This is a genomic window from Hymenobacter terricola (assembly GCF_017921975.2).
Classification (GTDB): Bacteria; Bacteroidota; Bacteroidia; order Cytophagales; family Hymenobacteraceae; genus Hymenobacter; species Hymenobacter terricola.
Genome location: NZ_JAGEMO020000001.1, coordinates 547,757 through 567,810 on the forward strand (window position 1 = coordinate 547,757; position 20,054 = coordinate 567,810).

12 protein-coding genes are annotated in these 20,054 nt (G+C 64.9%); 8 read left to right on the forward strand and 4 right to left on the reverse strand.

Going from position 1 to position 20,054, the window contains the following annotated elements; translation table 11 throughout:
• The first annotated feature begins 296 nt into the window (after positions 1-296).
• From J4G38_RS02120 to J4G38_RS02155, 8 genes are all read left to right on the forward strand, one after another.
• Positions 297-1,544, forward strand: a complete 1,248-nt coding sequence (locus tag J4G38_RS02120) for an efflux RND transporter periplasmic adaptor subunit (RefSeq protein WP_210514796.1) — start codon at positions 297-299, stop codon at positions 1,542-1,544.
• 12 nt (positions 1,545-1,556) lie between these two features.
• Entirely contained in the window at positions 1,557-3,008 is a 1,452-nt protein-coding gene (locus tag J4G38_RS02125; RefSeq protein WP_210514798.1) for a TolC family protein, read from the forward strand.
• Positions 3,009-3,269: 261 nt separating this feature from the next.
• Entirely contained in the window at positions 3,270-3,938 is a 669-nt protein-coding gene (locus J4G38_RS02130; protein WP_210514896.1) for an ABC transporter ATP-binding protein, read from the forward strand.
• A 157-nt stretch (positions 3,939-4,095) separates the two neighbouring features.
• A complete protein-coding gene (locus J4G38_RS02135; RefSeq protein ID WP_210514800.1) occupies positions 4,096-5,358 on the forward strand; it encodes an ABC transporter permease in 1,263 nt (420 codons plus the stop codon).
• 145 nt (positions 5,359-5,503) lie between these two features.
• A complete protein-coding gene (locus J4G38_RS02140; protein ID WP_210514803.1) occupies positions 5,504-6,700 on the forward strand; it encodes an ABC transporter permease in 1,197 nt (398 codons plus the stop codon).
• A gap of 333 nt (positions 6,701-7,033) precedes the next feature.
• On the forward strand, positions 7,034-8,437 hold the full coding sequence (locus J4G38_RS02145) for a sigma-54-dependent transcriptional regulator (protein ID WP_210514806.1): 1,404 nt from the start codon (positions 7,034-7,036) through the stop codon (positions 8,435-8,437).
• 178 nt (positions 8,438-8,615) lie between these two features.
• Complete coding sequence (locus J4G38_RS02150; protein ID WP_210514809.1) at positions 8,616-9,914, forward strand: sensor histidine kinase; 1,299 nt, start codon at positions 8,616-8,618, stop codon at positions 9,912-9,914.
• Positions 9,915-10,049: 135 nt separating this feature from the next.
• A complete protein-coding gene (locus J4G38_RS02155; RefSeq protein WP_226163064.1) occupies positions 10,050-11,417 on the forward strand; it encodes an ammonium transporter in 1,368 nt (455 codons plus the stop codon).
• A gap of 14 nt (positions 11,418-11,431) precedes the next feature.
• Here the strand turns inward: J4G38_RS02155 and J4G38_RS02160 are convergent, their stop codons facing one another.
• From J4G38_RS02160 to J4G38_RS28855, 4 genes are all read right to left on the reverse strand, one after another.
• Complete coding sequence (locus tag J4G38_RS02160; protein WP_210514812.1) at positions 11,432-12,142, reverse strand: SAM-dependent methyltransferase; 711 nt, start codon at positions 12,140-12,142, stop codon at positions 11,432-11,434.
• Between the two features lie 222 nt (positions 12,143-12,364).
• Positions 12,365-13,651 carry an RCC1 domain-containing protein gene (locus J4G38_RS02165; RefSeq protein WP_210514815.1) on the reverse strand — a complete coding sequence of 429 codons (1,287 nt, stop codon included), beginning with the start codon at positions 13,649-13,651 and terminating at the stop codon, positions 12,365-12,367.
• A 293-nt stretch (positions 13,652-13,944) separates the two neighbouring features.
• On the reverse strand, positions 13,945-15,465 hold the full coding sequence (locus J4G38_RS02170; RefSeq protein WP_210514818.1) for a T9SS type A sorting domain-containing protein: 1,521 nt from the start codon (positions 15,463-15,465) through the stop codon (positions 13,945-13,947).
• 10 nt (positions 15,466-15,475) lie between these two features.
• On the reverse strand, positions 15,476-19,930 hold the full coding sequence (locus J4G38_RS28855) for a collagen-like protein (RefSeq protein ID WP_317198167.1): 4,455 nt from the start codon (positions 19,928-19,930) through the stop codon (positions 15,476-15,478).
• Between the last annotated feature and the right edge of the window lie 124 nt (positions 19,931-20,054).

Below are 20,054 nucleotides of genomic sequence, written 5' to 3' on the forward strand. Positions count from 1 at the left end.
TCGCGGGGAGGCAAGGGCTGGGCGCGTTGTGGCCGCAACTCAGGTGGCTGAGTAGTCTTTGGCGGTAGTTAAGGCCCCGTGCCGCCATTGTGCCCCAACGGACTGGCAAGGCCAGTTTAACGGTGTGTCGTTTCTGGGCATGAGTTGTCCGGTTTGGGGCAAGACGTCCGGAACCGGACAGTTTTTGCCATCGCTCAAATCGGGTTTTGAAGATAATTTATTAAAAATCAATGCATTATTAATCTGGCACACGGCTTGGCCTTCTGTGTAGAAACCTCCCTGATTTCTGCACGAAAATGGACAGAGCTATTGCCGATTCTATTCAAGCCCACCGCCAGCGCCGGCGCTGGCTCCTGGCGGCTGGCCTGCTGGGGCTGCTGCTGGCGGGGATTCTGGCTTTCCGGACGGCATTGAAACCTGGCTTGCGCCACAGCGATATCCTGACGGCCACGGTGGAAACGGGGAATGTGGAAGCGTCGCTGACGGCGGCCGGCACCATTATTCCGGGCCGTGAGGCGGTGATTACCAGCCCCATTCAGAGCACCATCCGGCGGGTGCCGGTGGTGGTGGGGGCGCGGGTGAAAGCCGGCGAAACCATTCTGGAGCTGGACAAGGACCTGACCAACTCGGCCCTGGCCAAGCTGGACGACGAGCAGCTGCGCAACCGGAACAAGAACTCGCAGCTGCAGCTGAACCTGGAGCGCAGCCTGAACGACCTGCGCGCCCAGGCCCAGGTGCAGGCCGTGAAAGTGCGCAGCCTGCAATCGGCCCTACGCGACGAACAGCAGCTGCTGAAAATAGGCGGCGGTACGGCTGAAAACGTGCGCCAGGCCGAGCTGAACCTGACCGTGGCCCGGCTGGAAGCCAGCCGCCTGGCCCGCCAGATTCAGACCCAGCAGCGCTCCAACGCGGCCGATGTGCGCGAGCTGGGCTACACGGTTTCGATGCAGCAGCGCAGCATTTCGGAGCTGGCCAACAAGTTGCGGCAGGCCAACATCAGCAGCCAGCAGCCGGGCGTGCTGACCTGGGTGAACGACAACCTGGGCACCACCGTGCAGGCCGGCGACGCCTTGGCGCGGGTGGCCGATTTGAACAGCTTCCGGGTGCGGGCCACGATTTCGGACAGCTACGCTGACCAGCTGCATCAGGGGGATTCGGTGGTGGTGCGTATTAATGACATCGACTTGCGCGGCACGGTGGCCAGCATCAGCCCGGCGGTGGAAAAGGGCGTGGTGACGTTCTATGCCCAGCTCAACAACCCGCACCACCCGGCGTTGCGGCCCAACCTGCGGGCCGATGTATTTGTGATAACCCGCGCTCACCACGGCGTGCTGCGCGTAAAAAACGGGCCGTACTACTCGGGCGGTAAGGAGCAGCCGGTGTTTGTGGTGCAGAATGGCCGGGCAGTGCGCCGCGCGGTGCGCTTCGGCGACAGCAACTTCGACTACGTGCAGATTGTGAGCGGCCTGCGGGCCGGGGAGGAAATTGTGGTGTCGGACATGAAGGACCATGTGGACACGCCGGAGCTTACTCTTCACGACTAACGCGGCCCGACTATGAAACTCCGTACCCTTTCGTTGCTCCCGCTGCTGGGGTTGCTGTGGCAGCCCGTGGCCGCGCAGGCTCCCGCTCTCACGCTGGCTGAGGTTATTGCCCAGGCCCTCAGCCACTCGGCCATTGGCCAGCAAGCCGTCACCACCCGCGAAACCAGCTACTGGGCCTGGCGCGGCTACCAGGCCAACTACCGGCCGCAGCTGGGCCTGCAAGGCACGCTGCCCAATTTCAACCGCGTGATTACGCCCGTGGTGCAGCCCGATGGCACCACCAGCTTCGAGTCGGTCCGCATCAATAACTCTGATTTGGGGCTGACGCTAAGCCAGAACCTGGGCCTGACCGGCGGGCAGGTGTACGTGAGCTCGGTGGTGCAGCGGTTCGATGATTTTAACGGCAACCTGAAGCGCTACAACAACCAGCCGTTCACGATAGGATTTACGCAGCCACTGGGCCAGTTCAACGGCCTGCTGTGGGCGCGGCGCATCGAGCCGCTGCGCTACCAGGAAAGCCAGCGCCAGTTTGTGGAAGACCGGGAAACCATCGCCCAGCGCGTCACGGAGCTGTATTTTGATGTGCTGCTGCAACAGGTGAACGCCGACGTGGCCCGCCAGAATGCCCAGGCCACCGCCGAGCTGCTGCGCATCGGCCAGGAGCGGTACCGGCTGGGCCGGCTCTCGCAAAGCGACTTATTACAGTTGGAATTGAACCTGCTGGACGCCCGGCAGGCCCAGACCCAGGCCCGGCTTGATGCCCAGAACGCGGCCGTGAACCTGCAGGCCTACACCGGCCTGCCCGGCACCGAAGCGCCCGCCCTGGCCGTGCCCGTGCCCGCCCCGCAACCCCCCGTGCTGCCCGCCGTGGCGCTGGAGCAGGCCCGCCAGAACCGCAGCGCCACGCTGGCCTTTCGCCGCCGGCTGCTGCTGGCCGAGCGCGACGTGGCGCAAGCCCACGGCACCACCGGCCTCCAGGCGGCGCTCACGGCCAACCTGGGCTACGTAAACCAGGCGGAAAGCCTGGGCAATACCTACCTGAACCTCCAGAATCAGCAGCAGGTGCGCCTGGCCTTTAGCCTGCCGCTGGTGGACTGGGGCCGCCGCCAGGCCATCATCAAAACTGCTGAGCTGAACCGCGACCAAACCCAGCACGCCGTGGCCCAGGAAGAGCGCAGCTTCGAGCAGATGGTGGTGGCCCAGGCCAGCCAGGTGGCGGCGCTGAGCGAGCAGCTGGCCCTCGCCGGCCGGGCCGACTCGCTGGCCCAGCGGCGCTACGACATTGCCCGCGCCACCTACCTGCTGGGCCGCATCAGCCTCACCGATTTGACGCTGGCCTCGGTGGCCAAGGACGGGGCCAAGCGCGGCTACATCTTTGCCCTGCGCGCCTGCTGGGTGGCTTATTACCGCCTGCGGGCGTTGACTTTATATGACTTTGAACGACAAACTCCCCTCCTTAGATGAGGAGGGGATGCGAGCGCCGAAGAGGCGCGAACGGGGGGGGGTGAACTCGTTGAACGACACCCGAACGATATCCTCCTCATAGTTCTGCCGCTAGTCGTTCAACGACTTCAACCACTCCAGCTGCCGCTTCGCGGCAGCGTCCCCTCCTCAGCTGAGGAGGGGAGTTTTAATCGCCAATCCATCATTCCCGCTTTTCTTATGGAAAACCTACTTGCCAACTCCTCCGAACCCCGTACGCAGCCGGTGGCACTGCACGGTGCCGTGCTGCGGCTCACCGATATTGAAAAGGTGTACCAGACCAAAACCATCGAGACGGTGGCGCTGAACCGGGTGAACCTGACCATCAATCGCGGCGAGTTCGTGTCCATTATGGGGCCGAGCGGGTGCGGGAAGTCGACTTTGCTCAGCCTGATGGGCTTGCTCGACGAGCCCACCAGCGGCGTGATTGAGGTGGATGGCCGCGCCGTGACCTCGTTCTCCGACCGGGAGCTGGCGGGGCTGCGCAACCTGAAAATTGGCTTCGTGTTCCAGAGCTACCACCTCATCAACGACCTGTCGGTGGTGGACAACGTGGAGGTGCCGCTGCTGTACCGGCCCGGCATGGGCAGCAAGGAGCGCCGCAAGCGCGCCGTCGACGCCCTGGACAAAGTGGGCCTGAGCGCCCGCACCGGCCACTTCCCCAGCCAGCTCTCGGGGGGGCAGCGGCAGCGGGTGGCCATTGCGCGGGCGCTGGCCGGCGGGCCCGAAATCATTCTGGCCGATGAGCCGACCGGCAACCTCGACTCAGTGATGGGGGAGGAGATTATGGGCCTGCTGCTGGACCTGAACCGGCAGGAGGGCGTGACCGTGGTGATGGTGACCCACGACGAACACCAGGCGCTGAAAACGGAGCGGGTTATCCGGTTCTTCGACGGCAGCCAGGTCGGCTGAGGGGTATGAAAATCGGTAGAACGTCATGCTGAGCGCAGCCGAAGCATCTCGCTCGGCTCACTAATCAATGACGCTTTTACGATTGGATTACTGCTGCACGCGAGATGCTTCGGCTGCGCTCAGCATGACGTTCTCATCAATCAAATTACGCAAAGCCATGCTACTTAGCTATCTCAAAATTGCCTGGAAGGTGCTGATGCGCCGCAAGTTCTTCACCTTCATCAACCTGTTTGGCGTCAGCTTCACGCTGATGATTTTGCTGGTGGTGATGGCCATGTTCGACCAGCTGACGGGCAACCACGCGCCCGAAAAGCGCAACGACCGCATGCTGTTCATCAGCCGCATCACGGAGAAGATGCGCGGCGAAGACGGCTGGATGATGAACCCGGTGAGCAGCTACTTCACGGACACGTATGTGCGGCCCATGCACACGCCCGCGCTGGTGGGCCTCACGTCCATCGTGAGCAATGCCACGGCCTTCACCAGCAACAAGCTGCTGCCGCTGGATGTGCGCTACACCGATGGCAACTTCTGGCAAATTATGGAGTTTGACTTTCGGAGCGGGCGCGGCCTCACGGGGGCCGAGGTGAAGCAGGCCGCGCCCGTGTGCGTGCTCAATGAGGCCACGGCCCTGACCTATTTTGGCACCACGACCGATGTGGTGGGCCGCGAAATCGAAATCGACCTGAAGCGCTACCGGGTGGCGGGCGTGGTGGCCAATGTGGCTGCCGCGCACCTGTTCTCCTACGCCGATGTGTGGCTGCCCTGCACGCTGAGCAAGGACTACGGCGGGGCCGGCCGCCTCGAAGGGAGCTTCATTCCCATTCTGCTGGCGCCCTCGGCGGGCCAGGTGCAGGCCGTGCGCGACGAGTACCAGCAGGTAATGGCCCGCGTGCCCATTTCCGACCCCAAGCACATCACCAACCTTTACTCCAACGCCGACCCGATAATGGCCAGCATCTCGCGCGAGCTGATGCCCATGAAGCACGGCCTGGATGGCGACGGGCTGGCCCAGTTCTATCTCATCTGCACCGCCCTGGCGCTGCTCTTTATGCTGCTGCCGGCCCTGAACCTGGTGAACCTGAACGTGACGCGCATCCTGGAGCGCTCGGCCGAGATTGGGGTGCGCAAGGCCTTTGGGGCCACGGGCACGCATCTGGTAAGCCAGTTTTTGGTCGAGAACGTGGTACTGGCCGTGGTGGGCGGGCTGCTGGGCCTGGGCCTGGCGGCCGGGGCGCTGGCCCTGGTGAACGAGAGCCATGTGCTGGCCTACGCCAATTTTGCGCTCAGCGGCAGCGTATTTGGCTGGGCGCTGGTGCTGGCCCTGGCCTTTGGGCTGATGAGCGGCGTGTACCCGGCCTGGAAAATGTCGCGCCTCAACCCCGTGGCCGCCCTGCGCGGCAGCGGCGAGCAGAAATAGCGCAAGCCGGGATAAGAGAACGTCATGCTGAGCGCAGTCGAAGCATCTCTACCGGGTGAGTCATTCAATCGAGACAACGAAGCGGCAGAGATGCTTCGGCAAGCTCAGCATGACGTTCAGTAGTACCCTTTTTTCTTCAATCATTATGCTCCGCCACCTCTTCAAACTCATCTGGAACCGCAAGCGGGCCAACCTGCTGCTGATTTCCGAAATCTTCTTCTCCTTCGTCGTGCTCTTTGGGGTGGGCACGCTGCTCATCAACTTCGGGCGGAACTACCGGCTGCCGTTCGGGTTCGACTCCGGACCGGTGTGGCGGCTGGCCATCCGGGCGGGGCAGGGCCAGAAAATGCCCCGCGCCGAGCTCGATGACGTGCTGCGCCAGGTGCAGGCCCTGCCGGGTGTGCAGGCGGTGGCCCTTACCAGCGACAACACGCCGTTTTCCTTCAACAACAACAATACCCGCTACTACAACCACGGCCTGCAATCGCCCATCACCAACAACTACGACGCCGACGATGCCTATGCCCGCGTGATGGGCCTGCGCCTGCGCGAGGGCCGTTGGTTTCAGCCGATAGATGATGCTTCGAAAGCCCGCCCCATCGTCATCAGCCAGGATTTTCGGGAAATTATGTTCGGAAAAGGACCGGCCGTGGGCCGGGCCATCACCGGGGGAAACCCGGCCGTGGACCCCAAAACCGACCAGTACCGCGTGGTAGGCGTGGTCGATGCCGTGCGGATGGACCACGATTTCGCCGCCCCTGAGCCCGCCCTGTGGAAGCGCCTGGAACCCTTCGATACCACCCATTGGGAAACGGCCAATGTGATGGTGCGCGTGGCCGCCGGCCAGGGGGGCGCACTCCAGGAAAAAATAGCTCGCACCGTGGCCGGTGTCACCCGCCAGTGGTCCACCGAAGTGCGCACCCTGGAGGACGAGCGCCTCAGCAAGCGCCGCTACACCCTGGTGCCGGTGATAGCGCTGTCGCTGGTGAGCCTGTTTCTGATTGTGAACGTGGCGCTGGGCCTGTTTGGGGTGCTGTGGTACAACATCAGCCAGCGCCGGGCCGAGATTGGGCTGCGCCGGGCCATGGGGGCTTCGGCTGGTGCCATCAGCGCGCAGTTTCTGGGCGAAATGATGGTGGTGACCACCCTGGGCGTGCTGCTGGGGGTGCTGCTGGCGGCACAGTTTCCGCTGCTCGGAGCCTTCGGGATGCCGACGGGCTTGTATGCGGCGGCTATTGGCGCGGCCACGGTGGCGGTGTACGTCATCACGGCGCTCTGTGCCTGGCAGCCCAGTCGGCTGGCCGCCCGCATTCATCCGGCCGTGGCCCTGCGGGAAGATTAGGGCGCTCTGCTTTACAAGTAGAAAGGCCGGCTGATGGATTAGAAAGGCCATTTCATGAACCAGAAGGGCCGGCTCATAAACCAGAAAAGCCGACCAGTTAATCGGAAGGGCCGCCTTGTAAACCGGAAAGGCCGGCCGGTTAATCGGAAGGGCCGTCTTGTAAACCGGAAAGGCTGGCCGGTTAATCAGAAGGGCCGGCTAGTGAACCAGAAAGGCCGTCCTCTGAAAAAGGAAGGCATTCCCGCAAAAAAGGAAGGCATTCCCGGCTGATTGGCTGCCATCCTGTACCTCCTGATTTATCCCGTTCTTCGCACCTGCTTTTTTTCTGCAATCATGGTACTCATTGTCGATGACGACCTGGCCATCCGCACGTCGCTCAAGCTGCTGCTGAAGCAGGCCGGCTACCCCGCGCAGGCTGCGGCCGGGCCCGCCGAAGCGCTGGCTGTGGTGTGCGACACCCCGCCCCGGCTGGTGCTGATGGACATGAATTTCTCGCTCGACACCAGCGGGTACGACGGCCTGACCCTGTTGCGCCAGGTGAAGGCATTGGCCCCCGAGGTGCCCGTCATTCTCATCACCGGCTGGGGCAGCATCGCGCTGGCCGTGGAAGGCATGAAGGCCGGCGCGGCCGAGTTTGTGACCAAGCCCTGGCACAACGAGGCCCTGCTCCAGACCATTCGCACGGTGCTGGCCGTGCGCGAAACTCCGCCCGAAACCGAGCCCGCTGACGCGCCCGCCCGCCAGCGCCGCCAGCTCGACCAGCAGTTTCAGTTTAAGGACATTATCGGGCAGGATGCGCAATTGCTGCACGTGCTGCGCCAGGTGGGCCAGGTAGCGGCCACCGATGCCGCCGTGCTCATCGAAGGCGAAAGCGGCACCGGTAAAGAGCTCATCGCCGAAGCCATCCACCGCAACAGCCAACGGAAAAACCAGGCGTTCGTGAAGGTGAACCTGGGCGGCATTTCCAGCAGCTTGTTCGAAAGCGAGATGTTCGGCCACCGCCGGGGCGCCTTCACCGACGCCAAAACCGACCGCGTGGGCCGCTTCGAGCTGGCCAACGGCGGCACCATTTTTCTTGATGAAATCGGGGAGCTGGAGCTGGCGTCACAAGTGAAGCTCCTGCGCGTGCTGCAAGACCGCACCTACGAAGTGCTGGGCGACTCAAAGCCCCGCCGGCTCGATATCCGCGTCATCGCCGCCACCAACCGCAACCTGGCCGAGCTGGTAAGCCAGGGCCGCTTCCGCGAAGACCTGTTCTACCGCATCAACCTGATATCGGTGCGCCTGCCCGCCCTGCGCGAACGCCCCCAGGACATCCCGCTCCTCACCCAGCACTTCGTGGACAAGCTGCGCGCCACCTACCAGCGCCCGTCGCTCAAGGTGAGCACCCGCGCCCTGCACTGGCTCCGCGAGCAGCCCTTGCCCGGCAACATCCGCGAGCTGAAAAACATGGTGGAGCGCGCCGTCCTCGTCAGCGGCAAAGAAGAGCTGGGCCCCGAAGATTTCCAGGCCAATGCCCTGCCGGGTACGGCCCTGCGCCTGCCCGCCCACATGCCCACCCCCGGCGAGCTGCCCACGCCCGGCACCATGACCCTGGATGAGCTGGAAGCCCAGATGATTCGGCAGAGCCTGGCGCATTACGAAGGCAACATCAGCCGCGTAGCCAAGGCCTTGGGCCTGAGCCGGGGCGCGCTGTACCGCAGGTTCGAAAAGCACGGCATCCCGTACGACGAGTAGGTGGCCGATGGCGCGGGGCTGTGCCCCGTGCCGATTATTCGCGGGCCTCTGGCCTGCCCGCCAGAGCGGTGTACATTGAGCCGCTTGCCGGTCGCCATTCAACGCCAGTTGTTCAACAATTGCGGGCCAGAGGCCCACAAATAGCCGGCACGGGGCACAGCCCTGCGCCATCAATAGCATGTCCCTCCGCCTCCAGTACCTGCTTTTCGTCACCATTATCCACGCCGTGCTCATTGCGCTGGCGTGGCAGCTGCGCACCACCAATCTGCCGTTGTTCTTTGGGAGCGAAATCCTCCTGCTCATCAGCAGTGCCATTGCCGTGCAGCTGTACCGGGGTTTCGTGCGGCCGTTCCAGCTCATCGCGGCGGGCACGGCGGCCATCCAGGCCAAGGATTTCAGCATGAAATTCGTGCCCGTGGGCCAGCGGGAAATGGACCAGCTCATCCACGTCTACAACGAGATGATTGACGCCCTGCGCCGCGAGCGGGTGAGCCAGCACGAGAAAAGCTTCCTGCTCGAACGCCTCATCCAAGCCTCGCCCGCCGGCATCCTCATCCTCAATTTCGACGGCCGCATCGAAGGCGTGAACGCCGCAGCCGAGCGCATGCTGGCCCAACCGGCCGCCGCGCTGCTGGGCCAAACCCCGGCCCAACTGCCCGCGGCCTGGGGCCCGGCCCTGGCCGGCCTCGTGGAGGGCCAGCCACAAGCCCTGCGCCTCTCCGGCCTGCAAACCTACCGGGCCCACGCCACGCCCTTCCTGGACCGGGGCTTCACCCGCCGCTTCATCCTGCTCGAAGAGCTGACGCAGGAACTGATGAAGCAGGAAAAAGAGGCCTACGGCAAGCTGATTCGGATGATGTCGCACGAAATCAACAACTCCATTGGGGCCATCAACTCCATTCTGCACAGCTTCCAGCACTACGCCCCCCAGCTCACGCCCGCCGACCAGCCCGATTACACCCAGGCCCTCGACGTGAGCATTGCCCGCAATACCCAGCTGGCCAATTTCATTGCCAACTTCGCCCACCTCGTCCGGCTGCCGCCGCCCACGCCCCAGCCCACGGATTTGCACGCCCTGCTGCGCGGCATCTGCCGGCTGCTCCAGCCCCAGAGCGAGGAGCGCGGGGTGAAATGGCACCTGGAGCTGCCCCCGATACCTCTGGTAGCTGCCTTTGATGCCCAGCAGCTGGAGCAGGCCCTGCTCAATGTCACCAAAAATGCCCTCGAAGCCATTGGGCACGATGGCAACATTTGGGTGCGCACCACGGCCCAGCCGCCCACCCTCGTAATCGAAAACGACGGCCCCGGCCTCACGCCCGCCGTCAGCCAACAGCTATTCACGCCTTTCTTCAGCACCAAGCGCGACGGGCAGGGCATCGGCCTCACGCTGGTGCGCGACATTCTGCTGGCCCACGGCTTCCGGTTCCGGCTGGCCACGAATGAGGCCGGGCGCACAGCCTTCGTTATTGAATTCTGAGTTTAGGGTGGTGTTGGCAAGAATGGGCGGGATGGATAAATTATATAGAGTCAGAATGAGAAGGCCCGATTTAATAGAGGGGTTTGCTGGAATTTGTTGATTAATTTCGCAAACCAGCCTTAAATTTACCCCACTATGAATCGTAAGCAATATTTAGCCACTGCCTTTCTGGGCCTGATGTTATTACTGGCCTGCCTCGCCGCTTTCCTGCCGCAGGACCACCCCGACGCCCAACCCAAAGCCTTCGAGCCCGCCGATATTGCCTGGATGCTGTCTGCCTCCGGCCTCGTGCTGCTGATGACCCCCGGCCTGGCCTTCTTCTACGGCGGCATGGTGAGCAAGCGCAACGTGATTTCCACGATGCTGCAAAGCTTCATTGCCCTGGGCGTGATTTCGATACTGTGGTACGTGGTGGGCTTTTCGCTGGCTTTCGGCGACAGCATCCACGGCCTCATCGGCAATCCGCTCACCTTCTTCATGTTCAACCACGTGGGCACGGCCCCGCACCCGCGCATTGCCCCCAACCTGCCGCTGGTACTCTTCGCCGCCTTCCAGCTGAAGTTCGCCATCATCACGCCGGCCCTCATCAGCGGCGCTTTCGCCGAGCGGATTCGGTTCTGGGGCTACCTGCTGTTTATGAGCCTGTTTAGCCTGCTCATCTATTGCCCGCTGGCCCACTGGACCTGGCACCCCGACGGTTTCCTGCTGAAGTGGGGCGTGCTCGATTTCGCGGGCGGCACGGTGGTGCACATCTCGGCGGGTTTCGCGGCGCTGGCCGGCGCGCTGGCCCTGGGCCGCCGCAACGTGCACAAGGAAGGCCACACCCACGTGCCGCCCAACGTGCCGTTCATTCTCATCGGCATGGGCCTGCTGTGGTTCGGCTGGTTCGGCTTCAACGCCGGTTCGGCCCTGGCGGCCAATGCGGTAGCCGTGCAGGCCTTCATGACCACGCACCTGGCCTCGGCCGCCGCCATGCTCACCTGGATGCTGATTGAGGCCGTGCGCGGGCAGCGGCCCTCGGCGGCCGGCGCAGCCATCGGCGCAGTAGTCGGGCTGGTGGCCATCACGCCGGCGGCGGGCTACGTGAGCTACGGCCCGGCCCTGTTTATCGGCGTCATCTCCGCGGCCATCAGCGCCGGCGCGGTCGACCTGAAAAACCGCACCACCCTGGACGATACCCTCGACGTATTCCCCTGCCACGGCGTGGGCGGCATCGTGGGCATGATTCTGACGGCCATTTTTGCCAAGGAAGGCGGCCTGGCCACCACCGGCTCCTGGACGCTGCTGCTGCACCATCTCGGGGCGCTGGCCTTCATCTCGGTATTTACTTTCGGTGGCTCGTTCCTGCTCTACAAGCTCACCAACCTGCTCATTCCCATTCGGGTGAATGCCGTGCACGAAGCCGACGGCCTCGACATGAGCCAGCACGGCGAAACGGTGCTGCCCATGGCGCCCGAATCCGAGGCAATGCCTTCAACTGCGCTGCATTTCGCCAAGGCCTAAAGTTTCGTGCTGGGTCAGGTGCCCAGTACGAATACCGTCGGAATCTTGTGCAGCTCCGGGGCGGGCAGGCGGCGCCAGTCCGATACCGCCAGCGTCTTGATGAACTCGCCCGAACCGGTCACATCGGCGGCCACGCACAGGCGGGTGCCGGGCTGCAGGTGCGCCACCAAATCGGCAAACAGCGCCCCGTTGCGGTACGGCGTCTCGATGAACAATTGCGACTGCTGCCGTTGATAGGCCTCTTTTTCCAGCTGTTTGATGGCGGCAATGCGGGGGGCTTTCTCAATGGGCAGGTACCCGTGAAACGCAAACTGCTGCCCGTTCAGCCCCGAGGCCATGAGCGCCAGCAGGAGGGAGGACGGCCCCACCAGCGGCACTACTTTGATGCCCTGTCGGTGAGCCTCGCGCACCAGTGCCGCGCCGGGGTCGGCAATGCCCGGGCAGCCCGCCTCGCTGAGAATGCCGCCGTCGATGCTCTCTTTCACCAGCGGCACCAAAGCCGCTCGCACTTCCGCGTCGGAGCTGTCTTTGTCGATGACGGTGAAGCGGATATCCTCAATCACGCGGGACGGGGCCACGCTTTTCACGAAGCGCCGGGCCGTTCGGGCATTCTCCACCAGGAAATAGGGGAGGGCGGCCACGGCGGCCACCACCTGTGGCGGCAGCACCTGCGGGGCCGTGTCGTCGGCGAGGGGGGTGGGGATGAGGTACAGGGTTCCGGGCATGGGCATTGCGATTGATGCACAAAGGAACGGCGTAGCCAGTGGCTGCGGAGCTTTGGCTTTTTCTCGGTGGGCGGCTCTACGGGTTGGTTCTTCGGAAAAAGATACGCTGAAGCGCACAAAAAAACGGGCCGCCCTGCCCCGGACGGTCCGTTGAAAATAATGCCTGGCGGCCAGCCGCCCGTTTGCCTGGGGTGGGCAAGTCCGCGCCATGCGCCCAGGCCGTTAATACCGGGATTTGTGCGGTAAACTTACCCTACCGGTAGGTGCCAGGCTGAGGCCGTCCGCTGCATTGGGCTGCACCCGCGAGCTGGTTGGCGTTTCCGGGTTTTGCGGGCGGTTGTGGTTGGTGGTGGTGCCGTTGCCCAGCTGCCCGAAACAATTGCAGCCCCAGGTGCATAGCTGGCCATCCTTGGTGAGGGCCAGGGTGTGAAAGCCGCCGCTCGCAATGCCGGTCCAGGCCGCCGAAGCTTGAGGCCGGGCCACGGCCACCGGGCGAAACCGCGCAGTAGTAGTGCCGTTGCCCAGCTGGCCGGCGCAGTTATTACCCCAGGCCGCCAACTGGCCGTCGGCGCTCAGGGCCAGCGAATGGGCATCGCCGGCAGCCACCTGCGCCCAGGCCATATGAGCCAGGCGGGCGGGCATGGCGAGCATCTCGGGCGCGTTGTGGCCCGTATCGCGGGTTTCGCCCAGCTGGCCGAACCGATTGGAGCCCCAGGTATACAGGCGGCCGTCGGTGGTCACGGCCAGGGTGTGGTAGCGGCCGGCCGCCACCTGGGCCCAGTGCGCGCCGCCCCGCCCTCGCGGCAATGCCACGGCCACCGGCTGCGGGGTAGAATTGTTGGTGCCATTGCCCAGCTGGCCGTGCAGGTTGCCGCCCCAGGCAAACAAGCGGCCGTCGGCTGTGAGGGCCAGCGTGTGGTCGTTGCCGGCCGCCACCTGGGCCCAGGTGGTGGTAGCGGCGCTGGCCGGCAGCGGTACTTCTATAGGAGTGGTGCAGTCGCGGGCCAGGCCGTTGCCCAGCTGGCCATTGGTGTTGATTCCCCAGGTGTAGAGCCGGCCATCGGCCGTGAGGGCGAGGGAGTGCGACGAGCCGGCAGCTACCTGTTTCCAGCTGGTGTGCGCCGTGCCGGGCACCTCAATGGCTACCGGGCTTTCGTGGGAAGTAGTGGTGCCATCGCCCAATTGGCCCTCGTGGTTGCAGCCCCAGGCGTAGAGGCGGCCATCGGTGGTAATGGCCAGGGTGTGGGATATTCCGGCGGCCACCTGGGCCCAGTGCGTGTCCGGCGCGTCCGGCAGCACCTGCACAGGTGCCGGGCTGCCGGTGGTGGTGCCATTGCCCAACTGGCCTTGCAGGTTCATGCCCCAGGTCCAAAGGCTGCCATCGGGACGAATACAGGCGGAGTGGTTGGTGCTGGCTGCAAATGTATTAGCTGGGGCCTGAGCCGTGGCCGCTCCGGCGCTGAAGAGCAGGCACAGCCCGCCCCACAGGGGAATTGCATTGAATTGCATGATGCTTCACAGAAAAGAAATGAGAAAGAATTTCGTCTCCTAGGCCAGACATGCACAAAGATGTATTTTTCTATAAATCGTTGTCTAAGCCAACTGTTAATTTTTGTTAAGTGGCGTTTCCGAGCTGGAATTGACATAAAAAAAATAGTGGCCTGACCGGTTCAGGGACCGTGCCGCGAGCCCGGATGCGGGATAAGCCAGCGGCCGCGCTGGCTCAAAAAAAAGCTCCGCTCCCAAAATGGAAGCGGAGCAATAAGCCTGGGTGGGCCAGCCGGCTGGCTGCGCAGGAGCTATCAGTCTCTTTTCAGCATGCGGGTAAAGTACCGGTCGCCTTGGCGGGCTCGCAGGGAGTACACGCCACTGGCCAGGTCACGAACGTCAAGCTGAAACCGGCTCGCGCCCGCCGAAACGGTTTCCTTCCGGCTAATCATGAGGCGCCCGGCGATGTCGTACAGCTCAATCTGCACCAGGCCCGTTTCGGTCGTCACGAGGTCGAGGGTCAGGTATTCCTGCAGCGGCACCGGATACGCCTCTAGCTTGAATACCGCCGGCCCGGTAAAGGCCATCGTTATCACTTTGCTAAACTGGCTGTTGCCATTGATATCGAGCTGCCGGAGCCGGTAATAAAGCGTGGAGGCAAGGTCGCCGGCATCCTTATCAACGGCGGTGGAAGCGGCCGGCGACCACCGCTGGTCGGCGATGGGCTGCCGGCTGATTTCCCGCCACTGCTGCTGGTCCACCGACCGCTCGATAACGTACCAGCCATTGCCGGGCTTCGTGGCCGTCGACCAGGTCAGCACGGCGTCGGCCCGGCGGGCAGTACCGGCAAACAGCGTTTGGGCAAGGGGGCCGGTGGCCTTGGTGCTGCTCAGGCTCACCGTGTACCAGGCATTAAGCTCGGTAGTAGCCACGGTTACGGCGCGGCCCCCGGCACTTTGCGGCTCGCCTACTTTGGTCCAGCTCTGGCCCTGGGTGGTAGACTGCCACACCTGGGCCAGGTTGCTGCCAAAGTCCAGGCCGTAGTCATTGGCCGCCAGCCAGGCCAGCGAAATGGCCACGTTTCCGGTCGGCTTCTGCCCGGCGGCCGTGCTCAGCTGCCAGATGCGGTCGATGCCGTGCCGGCCCGCGAACTCCGGGCTTTGCCCGTACGAGTAATTTACCTGGTGCAGGCCGCTGCGCCGGTCCACGGTCACGGTCAGGCTCTGGCCGTTCGGGTTCAGCACCACGCCCATGTTGCCAAAGCTGACGGCTTCGGTACCGTGCACGGCTTTCGCTTGCACGAGGCTGCCCTGCACGTAATGGCTGCCATCTTCGGCCCCGGCCGGGCCCGCGCCCCGCACGGTGGCATCGGGCCCCAGGTGCAGGCTGTAGGCCGGCGTGGTGAGCAGGTTGCCGGCGGCCAGGCGCAGGCTCGCCGCTACCGTGGCATCCGAGCCGAGCGTGGTGCCGGCCGGGTTGTCGAGGCGCAGGGTGTAGAGCGAAGCGCCGTTCATGCTGAGCAGGTGGGGGGCCATGCCCATCAGCACGACCGTGCTTTTGCTGGCCACCCACTTGCCGGTGGCGGTGTTCAGCAGGTTGCCTTCGTCGATAAAGAGCCGGTTGGATAAGCTACCAGCTGCGGTGGTCAGGTCGAGCTCGCCGGCGTTCTCCACATCGCCACGCACGTAGCGCACCGAGTCAGTGATGGCGACGAGGCCGCCGGCCCCGTTGTAGAGGCCCTGGCCCTGGCTGGTGTGTGGTGCCGCAGCACCGCACACCAGCAGCAAGGCAAGCGCGACCTTGGGGAGTTCAAGAATTTTAGAGGACTGAGTCATGACGTGCTGATTAAAGGGCAAACCAAGAGCTTCCGTCGAAGATGAACAAGCGCGTCAGGCCAATACCGATAGTGGCAGTGATACCGGCTGTAGAATTCAGGTAAATAGTAGCCCCAGCAACGGCACTATAATTATGCAGGTAAATCAACCGCCCGGTAGTACCGCTACCGGTAGTCAAAACATAATTTACCTTATTGGTCGAGGAGGGATTCAACTCTACATAATTGCCGGCCCCGATGGCAGTCGTTAAGTCAAGTGAGCCACCGGTAGATGGACCGCCATCATATTTTGTGGCATTGACGGTGACGGCCACTGGTCCGGCTGGGCCAGTAGCGCCAACTGCACCGGTAGTGCCAGTTGCACCGGCTGCGCCGGTAGCACCGGTAGCACCAGTCGCGCCCTGAGGAACGGTAAAGCTCAGGACGGGAGCGGCCGCATTCGTATTGTTGATGCTTACGGCAGCAGGTCCAGTCGTTGTGGTGCCTATGCTCAAAACAGGAGTTGCGCCAATTGGGCCTTGCGGGCCAGTAGCACCAGCTGGAACAGCAAAAGCAAACACAGCCGCCGAAGCAGTACCGGTGTTAGTCACCGAGGCCTGCGAACCGGCAGCGCCCGTGGTGGTGCTGCCTACTGCTATTGTGGCCGCTACCCCGTTCGCGCCAGATGCGCCGGTATCGCCCTTTATCCCCTGAATACCTTGGTCGCCCTTGGCCCCAGCGGCGCCAGCCGCGCCGGTTGCGCCCTGAGGTCCAATTGGACCAGCAGCACCGGCTACGCCTTGAATACCTTGGTCACCCGTAGCCCCAGTGGCACCCTGAAGGCCTTGGGGACCGGCCGTGCCGGTTGCGCCAGTAGCCCCAGTTGCGCCGGTCAGGCCAGTAGGACCTTGCGCGCCGTCAGCACCGGTGGTGCCGGTTGCGCCCGTGTCTCCTTTAACGCCAGTGGCACCCATCGGCCCCATTGGACCAGTGGCGCCAGTGGCGCCGGTGGCACCAACTGCTCCGTCAGTGCCCGCGGCCCCAGCCGCGCCAGTGTCGCCTTTCGCGCCGGTGGCACCCATTGGACCGGTGGCACCCGTGGCGCCGTCAATGCCTGTGTCACCTTTAGGACCCATGGCGCCGGTGGCGCCAACTGAGCCGTCAATTCCGTTGGTGCCGTTGGTGCCGTTGGCCCCAGCCGCGCCGGTGGCTCCGGTGGCACCAGCAGTGCCGGTGTCGCCCTTAGGGCCGGTGGCACCCGTCAAGCCCATCGGCCCGGTGGCGCCAACTGCGCCGTCAGCACCATTGGTGCCGTTGCTGCCCGCGAGGCCAGTGGCACCCGTGTCGCCTTTGGTGCCGGTGGCACCCATTGGGCCAGTAGCGCCAACCGCACCGTCAACGCCATTGGCACCAGCTACGCCGGTGTCACCTTTAGCACCTGCTGGACCGGTAGCGCCCACGGCGCCATCAGCACCATTAGCACCAGTTAAGCCGGTCAAGCCCATCGGACCAGTTGCACCGACTGCTCCATTGGAGCCATCCAATCCATTGGCTCCCTGAGGGCCGGTCGCGCCAATGTCTCCCTTGATGCCCTGAATACCTTGAAGGCCCTGGGGGCCGGTATCGCCGGTGTCACCTTGGTCACCTTGGATGCCCTGGCTGCCCTGTGGTCCGGTAGCGCCCGTGGCCCCCGTGGCGCCAATGTCGCCCTGAATGCCCTGAATGCCTTGAGGCCCGGCAATGCCCTGCGCACCGGTGTTTCCGATATCGCCTTGGTTGCCCTTCTCACCTTGGTCGCCTTGAGGGCCTTGGGCCCCTTGGAGGCCTTGGGCGCCCTGAGGACCTGTAGCGCCAACTGACCCCGTGGCGCCAATATCACCCGTAATGCCTTGAATGCCCTGGTTGCCTTGTGCGCCGGCAGCACCGGTCAATCCGATGGCGCCGGTGTCCCCCTTGTCGCCCTGGTCCCCTTTAAGTCCCTGAATGCCTTGTGGCCCAGTGGCTCCGGTTGCGCCAGTTGCGCCAACGTCGCCCGCTATGCCCTGAATGCCTTGGCCGCCCTGGGGGCCCGTGGCACCCGTGTCGCCTTTATCGCCCTTGTCACCGGTGAGGCCGATATCGCCCTTGGTCCCCTGAATGCCTTGGCTGCCAGTTGCACCGGCGGCTCCGGTTGCGCCAGTTGCGCCAACGTCGCCCGCTATGCCCTGAATGCCTTGGCCGCCCTGGGGGCCCGTGGCACCCGTGTCGCCTTTATCGCCCTTGTCACCGGTGAGGCCGATATCGCCCTTGGTCCCCTGAATGCCTTGGCTGCCAGTTGCACCGGCGGCTCCGGTTGCGCCAGTTGCGCCAACGTCGCCCGCTATGCCCTGAATGCCTTGGCCGCCCTGGGGGCCCGTGGCACCCGTGTCGCCTTTATCGCCCTTGTCACCGGTGAGGCCGATATCGCCCTTGGTCCCCTGAATGCCTTGGCTGCCAGTTGCACCGGCGGCTCCGGTTGCGCCAGTTGCGCCAACGTCGCCCGCTATGCCCTGAATGCCTTGGCCGCCCTGGGGGCCCGTGGCACCCGTGTCGCCTTTATCGCCCTTCTCGCCCTGGTCGCCCTGAGCACCGGTCAGGCCGGTATCGCCCTTGTCACCTTTGAAACCTTGGTCGCCGGTTGCGCCTGTGGCACCAGTTGCTCCGTCAACGCCATCGGCGCCAGCCGCACCGGTGTCGCCTTTGGCGCCGTCAACGCCGTTGGTGCCAGCCGCGCCGGTAGCGCCAACCGCACCGTCAACGCCGTTGGTGCCGTTGGTGCCGTTGGTGCCAGCCGCGCCGGTGGCACCGGTAGCGCCCAACGGACCAGCCGCGCCGGTAGCGCCCACCGCACCGTCAACGCCGTTGGTGCCGGTGGTGCCGTTGGTGCCAGCCGCGCCGGGGGCACCGGTAGCGCCCATCGGCCCAGCCGCGCCGGTAGCGCCAACCGCACCGTCAACGCCGTTGGTGCCGTTGGTGCCAGCCGCGCCGGTAGCGCCAACCGCACCGTCAACGCCGTTGGTGCCAGCCGCGCCGGTGGCACCGGTAGCGCCAACCGCACCGTCAACGCCGTTGGTGCCGTTGGTGCCGTTGGTGCCAGCCGCGCCGGTGGCACCGGTAGCGCCCATCGGACCAGCCGCGCCCGTAGCGCCAACTGCACCGTCCACGCCGTTGGGGCCGTTGGTGCCGGTGGTGCCCGCCGCGCCGGTGGCACCGGTAGCGCCAACCGCACCGTCAACGCCGTTGGTGCCGTTGGTGCCGTTGGTGCCAGCCGCGCCGGTGGCACCGGTAGCGCCCATCGGACCAGTTGCACCAACTGCACCGTTAGCGCCCGTGTCGCCTTTCGGGCCCATCGGCCCGGTGGCACCAACGGCACCATTAGTGCCATTGGTGCCCGCAAGGCCAGTGGCACCCGTGTCGCCTTTCACCCCGGTGGCACCGGTCAAGCCTATCGGGCCCATCGGCCCAGCTGCACCGGTGTCGCCTTTGGCGCCACTGGCGCCGGTCAACCCTATTGGGCCAGTTGAGCCAGTAGCGCCTTGTGCGCCGGTCAAACCAATCGGGCCCTGCGAGCCGGTGGCCCCGGTCAGGCCCGTTGGGCCTTGCGCGCCGGTCAAGCCAATCGGGCCTTGTGCGCCGGTGCTGCCGGTCAGGCCCCGGGCGCCAGTAGCGCCGGTGGGGCCTTGCGCCCCGGTCAGGCCAATCGGCCCTTGCGCGCCGGTCAAACCAATCGGGCCCTGCGAGCCGGTGGCCCCGGTCAGGCCCGTTGGGCCTTGCGCGCCGGTCAAGCCAATCGGGCCTTGTGCGCCGGTGCTGCCGGTCAGGCCCCGGGCGCCAGTAGCGCCGGTGGGGCCTTGCGCCCCGGTCAGGCCAATCGGCCCTTGCGCGCCGGTCAAACCAATCGGGCCCTGCGAGCCGGTGGCCCCGGTCAGGCCCGTTGGGCCTTGCGCGCCGGTCAAGCCAATCGGGCCTTGTGCGCCGGTGCTGCCGGTCAGGCCCCGGGCGCCAGTAGCGCCGGTGGGGCCTTGCGCCCCGGTCAGGCCAATCGGCCCTTGCGCGCCGGTCAAACCAATCGGGCCCTGCGAGCCGGTGGCCCCGGTCAGGCCCGTTGGGCCTTGCGCGCCGGTCAAGCCAATCGGGCCTTGTGCGCCGGTGCTGCCGGTCAGGCCCCGGGCGCCAGTAGCGCCGGTGGGGCCTTGCGCCCCGGTCAGGCCAATCGGCCCTTGCGCGCCGGTCAAACCAATCGGGCCCTGCGAGCCGGTGGCCCCGGTCAGGCCCGTTGGGCCTTGCGCGCCGGTCAAGCCAATCGGGCCTTGTGCGCCGGTGCTGCCGGTCAGGCCCCGGGCGCCAGTAGCGCCGGTGGGGCCTTGCGCCCCGGTCAGGCCAATCGGCCCTTGCGCGCCGGTCAAACCAATCGGGCCCTGCGAGCCGGTGGCCCCGGTCAGGCCCGTTGGGCCTTGCGCGCCGGTCAAGCCAATCGGGCCTTGTGCGCCGGTAGCACCTGTTGAGCCACTTGGGCCCTGCGCGCCATTCAGGCCGGTTGGGCCCTGGGCGCCAGTCAGGCCAATCGGGCCTTGCGCGCCAGTGGCACCGGTT